This window comes from Pseudooceanicola lipolyticus, assembly GCF_002786325.1.
Lineage (GTDB): Bacteria > Pseudomonadota > Alphaproteobacteria > Rhodobacterales > Rhodobacteraceae > Pseudooceanicola_C > Pseudooceanicola_C lipolyticus.
In genome coordinates this window covers 1-5151 of sequence record NZ_PGTB01000214.1, presented here as the reverse complement: position 1 = coordinate 5151, position 5151 = coordinate 1, and the positions used below count along the sequence as shown (strand labels likewise).

General features: G+C 65.7%; 7 protein-coding genes. 5 read left to right on the top strand and 2 right to left on the bottom strand.

What is annotated here, in order from left to right; genetic code table 11:
- Positions 1-312: 312 nt before the first annotated feature.
- From flgF to CVM52_RS23335, 5 genes are all read left to right on the top strand, one after another.
- Positions 313-1062 carry a flagellar basal-body rod protein FlgF gene (gene flgF / locus CVM52_RS23355; RefSeq protein ID WP_100164746.1) on the top strand — a complete coding sequence of 250 codons (750 nt, stop codon included), beginning with the start codon at positions 313-315 and terminating at the stop codon, positions 1060-1062.
- A 12-nt stretch (positions 1063-1074) separates the two neighbouring features.
- Positions 1075-1860 (top strand): flagellar basal-body rod protein FlgG, encoded by a 786-nt coding sequence (flgG, locus tag CVM52_RS23350; protein WP_100164745.1) that lies wholly within the window; start codon positions 1075-1077, stop codon positions 1858-1860.
- A gap of 1 nt (position 1861) precedes the next feature.
- A complete protein-coding gene (gene flgA / locus CVM52_RS23345) occupies positions 1862-2521 on the top strand; it encodes a flagellar basal body P-ring formation chaperone FlgA (protein WP_100164744.1) in 660 nt (219 codons plus the stop codon).
- Positions 2518-3285, top strand: a complete 768-nt coding sequence (locus CVM52_RS23340) for a flagellar basal body L-ring protein FlgH (protein ID WP_100164743.1) — start codon at positions 2518-2520, stop codon at positions 3283-3285. Before flgA ends, CVM52_RS23340 begins: the two co-directional genes overlap by 4 nt.
- Positions 3286-3348: 63 nt before the next feature.
- A complete protein-coding gene (locus CVM52_RS23335; protein ID WP_100164742.1) occupies positions 3349-3954 on the top strand; it encodes a hypothetical protein in 606 nt (201 codons plus the stop codon).
- A gap of 85 nt (positions 3955-4039) precedes the next feature.
- Here CVM52_RS23335 and CVM52_RS23330 read toward each other — a convergent pair whose 3' ends face one another.
- On the bottom strand, positions 4040-4711 hold the full coding sequence (locus CVM52_RS23330; RefSeq protein ID WP_100164741.1) for a flagellar hook assembly protein FlgD: 672 nt from the start codon (positions 4709-4711) through the stop codon (positions 4040-4042).
- Positions 4712-4732: 21 nt separating this feature from the next.
- Positions 4733-5151 (bottom strand): flagellar hook-length control protein FliK (locus tag CVM52_RS23325; RefSeq protein ID WP_133119956.1); only part of this gene is annotated, 419 nt, incomplete at its 5' end.

Sequence of the window (5151 nt, the reverse complement as noted above, 5' to 3'; positions counted from 1 at the left end):
GGGCTGTCGGCGCCATGCTGCGCGCGCCGTTCGGTCAGGGCGGCTTCCAGCGCCCGCCGGTCTTTCAGAAACCCCAGCGGCGGGTATTGCGCCAGCTGCAGCACCGGCAGCGGCGCCGTTTCCGCGGGCGCCTCGGTCATCGCAAGCCCCGGCGCCGATGCAAAGATCAGCCCCAAGGTAAACATGGATATCCAAGTATTATTCTGCAAAATTGCCCGCGTTCTTCATTAAAGTCCTTGCGTTATTCTATGATAAATTTCATGATACACAAGAAGAGATGCACGGCCATTTGCGCTTCCCGGTAGGTATTTGATGGATAACTCCAATTACGTCGCCCTGTCCCTGGCCCAGGCCATGCAGCGGGATCTGGACGTGACCGCCAACAACATCGCCAATGCCAACACCGCCGGGTTCAAGGGCGAACACATCGTCTTTGAAAGCTATCTGCACGATTCCGCCGATCCGCAGGTGACCGAGGATGTCAGCTTCGTGCTCGATTCCGGCTCGTATCTCGATGACCGGCAGGGGCCGCTGAGCGAAACCGGCAACCCGCTGGACGTGGCGCTGCTGGGCAAGGGGTGGTTTTCCTATCGCACCCCCGAGGGCGACATGGCCTATGGCCGCGACGGGCGGTTCGTGACCAGCCCGCAGGGCGACCTGATGACCCTGAGCGGGTCGATGGTTCTGGATGCCGGCGGTGGCGAGATCGCCCTGCCGCCGGGCACCGGCGACGTGGTGATCTCGCGCGATGGCACGATTTCGACCGCCGATGGCGGGGTGATCGCGCAGATCGGCGTGTTCGACCTGCCCGAGCTGCAATCGCTGGAGCGGATCGGCAACGGCATGTTCGTGCGCGCCGAGGGTGCGGCGCCGGCGGTGCAGATCGCGGCGCTGGAAACCGAGGTGGTGCAGGGCTCGATCGAGCGCAGCAATATCGAGCCGGTGGTCGAGATGACCCGGCTGATGGAAATCCAGCGCGCCTATGAGCGCGCGGTCAATCTGATGACGGCCGAAGACGACCTGCGGCGCGATACGCTGCAGAAACTTGGCCAGAACGTGTAAGGGAGATAACCAATGCGGGCTTTGGGCATTGCCGCCACGGGCATGATGGCGCAGCAGACGAATGTCGACGTGATTTCCAACAACATCGCCAATGCCAATACCACCGGCTTCAAATCCAGCCGCGCCGCGTTCCAGGACCTGATCTATGACAGCCGCACCCGCGAGGGCGCGGTGACCGCAGAACAGGGCACCACCCGGCCCACCGGCGTCGATGTCGGGCTGGGCGTGCGCACCGTGGGCACCGTGCGGCTGAACACCCAGGGCGGGTTGATGCCGACCGACAATCAGCTGGATGTGTCGGTGGAGGGGCGCGGCTATTTCACCGTGAATCTGCCCGACGGCAACCAGGCCTATACCCGCGACGGGTCGTTCCAGCTGTCGCCCGAGGGCGAGATCGTCACCTTGCAGGGCTATACCGTCGATCCCGGGCTGGTGGTGCCGGAAAATACCGTCAATCTGGAGATCAACGAGCAGGGCATCGTCAGCGCCTATGTCGGCGATGATCCGGTGCCGGTGGAGCTGGGCCAGCTGACGCTGACCACCTTTATCAACGAGGCCGGTCTGCGGCCGCTGGGCAACAACCTGATGGAGGCGACCAACGCCTCGGGCGATCCGTTGCAGGCGGTGCCGGGCGATCCCGGCGTCGGCATGATCCGGCAGGGGTTCCTGGAGAATTCCAACGTCAACATCATCCAGCAGATCACCGATCTGATCTCGGCGCAGCGGGCCTATGAGATGAATTCGAAGGCAATCGAGACCGCCGACCAGATGATGTCGACCACCAACCAGGTGAAATGACATGCTGCGCGCCGTCTTTGCCGCTGTGATCCTGGCGCTGGCCGCCCTGCCGGTTGCGGCGGTGCCGGTGGCCGAGCTGGTGGCCGAAAAGGCCCGCGACAGCTTTGGCCCGGAACTGCCCGAAGACGCCGATTTCCGCATCACCCTGCAATCGGCCGGGATTTCCGAGGCCGAGCTGATCTCGGCCTTCTGGATGGACCGCGCCACCGGCCAGTTCCTGGCCAATGCGGTGCGCGCCGATGGCGGCGTGACCCGGTTGCAGGGGCTGGCGATCCTGACGCTGGAGGTGCCAGTGCCGCTGCGCAAGATGATGCCGGGCGAGATGTTGCGCGAAGCCGATCTGCAGATGGTCGAACTGCCCTATGCGCGGCTGGGCAGCTTTGCCCTGACCGACAGCGCCCGGCTGATCGGCAAGGAAGTCAAGCGGATGCTGCCGCGCGGCCGGCCGATCATGGCGCAATCGGTGGCCGAACCGCTGGTGATCGCGCGGGGCGACAAGGTGTCGATCGAATTCGACGACGGTCGCCTGGCGCTGTCGGCGCCCGGCCGCGCCCTGGGCGATGCCCATCGCGGGCAGGAAGTTCGTGTAGTCAACCTCGTCAGCAATGCGCTGGTCACCGGCATCGCCCGGGCCGACGGGCGCGTGGAGATTATCAGATGAGCCGTTTTGCCGCCAAGGCCGCCCTGCCGCCGCTGGCCCTGTCTTTGATCCTGGCCGGGTGCGGCAAGGACCCGTTCAACCAGGATCCGTCGGTGTCCGGCATCGATTTCAATTCGCAGACCATGCCCGAGGCGACGATGGTCAGCGTGCCGATGCCGCCGCCGGAAACCCCGCGCACCCCGGTGCGGGCCGAGCGCGCCTCGCTCTGGGCGCCGGGATCGGGCGGCTTCTTTGCCGATCAGCGCGCCCGCCGGGTGGGTGATATCCTGACCATCGTCATCGAGATCGACGACGAGGCCAGCCTGACCAATGCCTCGGGACGGACCCGGACCGGGGGCGGGTCGATCGGCTTTCCGAAATTCTTCGGCTATGGGTCGCAGATCGACAAGATCCTGCCCGGCGTCGACCCCGAGGATCTGCCAAGCGACGATATTGTCGATATCTCGTCGCAGCTGTCGGCCCTGGGTGCCGGCACCATCGACCGCGAGGAAGAGATCAGCCTGAAAGTGGCGGCGCTGGTGGTGCAGGAACTGCCCAACGGCAACCTGGTGGTGGCCGGGCGCCAGGAGGTGAAGGTGAATTCGGAACTGCGCGAATTGCGGGTGGCGGGCCTGATCCGCCCCGAAGACGTGCAGATGAACAACACCATCCCCTATGAAAAGATGGCCGAGGCGCGCATCACCTATGGCGGACGCGGCCAGATCTCGCGCCAGCAGCGGCGCAGCTATGGCGAGGGTGCACTGGACATAATTTTGCCTTTCTAGGGCAAAACTTCTGCCGGAGAATCGCGGTTAATGAGCTCCTGAGGCAAGGAAACGGGGCTCGTGATGAAGAAAACGCTGATTCTGATGGCAGCACTGCCGATGCTATGCGTCGGCGGCGGCTTTGGTGCTGGCGTGTTTCTGGGCGACAGCCTGCCCGCCGCCGAGGCCACCGAGCATCTGGCCGAAGCCGCGCCGACCGATCCGCAGGAGGCGCTGTTTGGCGCCGCCGCCAAGGCCGCGCCGCAACCGACGGCCGACAGCGCGACGCAGGACAGCGCCGAGCCGCCGGTGCAGCTGGCCCGTGCCGAGGGTGAACCGGACACGCCGAAGCCGCCGAAGCAGGATTCACGTAATGTGGTCAAGCTGGGCTCGCTCACCGTGCCGGTCTACCGGCCGCAAAGCGTGACCTATGTGGTGGCCGATCTGGGCGTGGCGATGCAGGATTCCGAAACCGCGGCGCATTACCGGATCTCGGAAAACGCGGTGCGCCTGCGCGACGTGATCCTGGCCTCGTTCCGCAAGGCGGCGGAAAACCCGCGCATGCGCCGGGCGGCGCTGGATTCCGACTGGCTGTCGGAAACCCTGACCGAGGATCTGCGCGCGCGCTTCTCAGAGACCCAGGAAGTGCTGTTCCTGACGCTTTACAAGAAAGACGTGCCGCGCAGCTGAGGCGGCGCGGCAAGCTCGGGGCGGGGGCAAAAGTTTTCAGGAAACTTTTGCCAGCTTCCCGTGATCGAACCTGCCCGCGAAAACATCACTGGATCGCCACCACCTGCGTTGAGGCCGCCTCGCTGCCATTGCGCAGCTTGAGCAGTGCCGATCCGGTGGCAAAGCTGACCTCTTCCACCGTGGTGGCGGCATAGGTGCTGGCCGGGATGGCGTCGCCCTCGGCGGTTTCGGCCTGGATCTCGACGGTGAACACCGCGTCCGGCACCGGCAGCCCCTCGGAATCGAGCCCGTCCCAGCGCACGTTGTGCAGTTGGTCGATGGTGCCGGGCAGCCCCTCGATCTCGCGGACCACGGTGCCGTCGGCGGCTAGGATGCGGGCGGTGACGCTGTCGGCGGCATAGCCCAGCTCATAATCGAAGCTTGCGCTGCTGTTGAGCAGTTCGACCTGGTCGGTCTCCAGCGTGACCTCGCGGCCGATCAGGCCGATATCGGCCATCGCCCCGGTGGTGGCCAGCCGGTTGGTGATGTCTTCCAGATTCGCATTGACCGCGATGGTCTGTTCCACCTGCGAGAGCTGGGCCAGCTGGCTGACAAAGGTGCTGGCATCCATCGGTTCCAGCGGGTCCTGGTTGGAGATCTGCGCCGTCAGCAGCTTGAGAAAATTGGTGTAATCCTCTTCCAGCCGGGTCTGGGCCTCGCCGCTGGCGGTGGCCGAGGCGGTGATGGTGCTGCCCAGTGTTGCGGTGTCGATGGTCATGGCCGGGTCTCTCTCTGCGCGTCAGGTGATGATGTCGACCTGCCCCTCGGGCAGGGGGGCGGCCACCGGCGCGGGGGCGTCGGCGGGAAGGTCGTCTTCCGCCGGGGCGGCGGCGGCGTCGCCCTGAGGCTGGTCCTGCGGGGTCTGCTGGCGGCTGTCGCGGCCGAAATTTTCAAACCCCAGGGCCGAGTCCTGCACCTCGGCGCCGCTGTCACGCAGCACCGCCAGCAGCGCCTCGCGCCCTTCGCGCAGCGCCTGCAGCACGCTGGGATTCTCGGCCCGGATGATCACTTTCAACCCGCCCTGGTCGTCGGTGGCGACGTCGATTTCCAGCCCGCCCAGCCCGCGCGGCGCCAGTTCGACGCGGGTGGTGCCCTCGGTCAGTTGCACGCCCTTGACCTGCGCGGCCAGGTTGGCGGCAAAGCTGGGGCCCTGCGGCT

Coding starts and splice junctions, on each gene's coding strand:
- flgG (WP_100164745.1), top strand. CDS start 1,075: ATGCGGGCTTTGGGCATTGCCGCCACGGGCATGATGGCGCAGCAGACG.
- CVM52_RS23330 (WP_100164741.1), bottom strand. CDS start 4,711: ATGACCATCGACACCGCAACACTGGGCAGCACCATCACCGCCTCGGCC.
- flgF (WP_100164746.1), top strand. CDS start 313: ATGGATAACTCCAATTACGTCGCCCTGTCCCTGGCCCAGGCCATGCAG.
- flgA (WP_100164744.1), top strand. CDS start 1,862: ATGCTGCGCGCCGTCTTTGCCGCTGTGATCCTGGCGCTGGCCGCCCTG.
- CVM52_RS23340 (WP_100164743.1), top strand. CDS start 2,518: ATGAGCCGTTTTGCCGCCAAGGCCGCCCTGCCGCCGCTGGCCCTGTCT.
- CVM52_RS23335 (WP_100164742.1), top strand. CDS start 3,349: ATGAAGAAAACGCTGATTCTGATGGCAGCACTGCCGATGCTATGCGTC.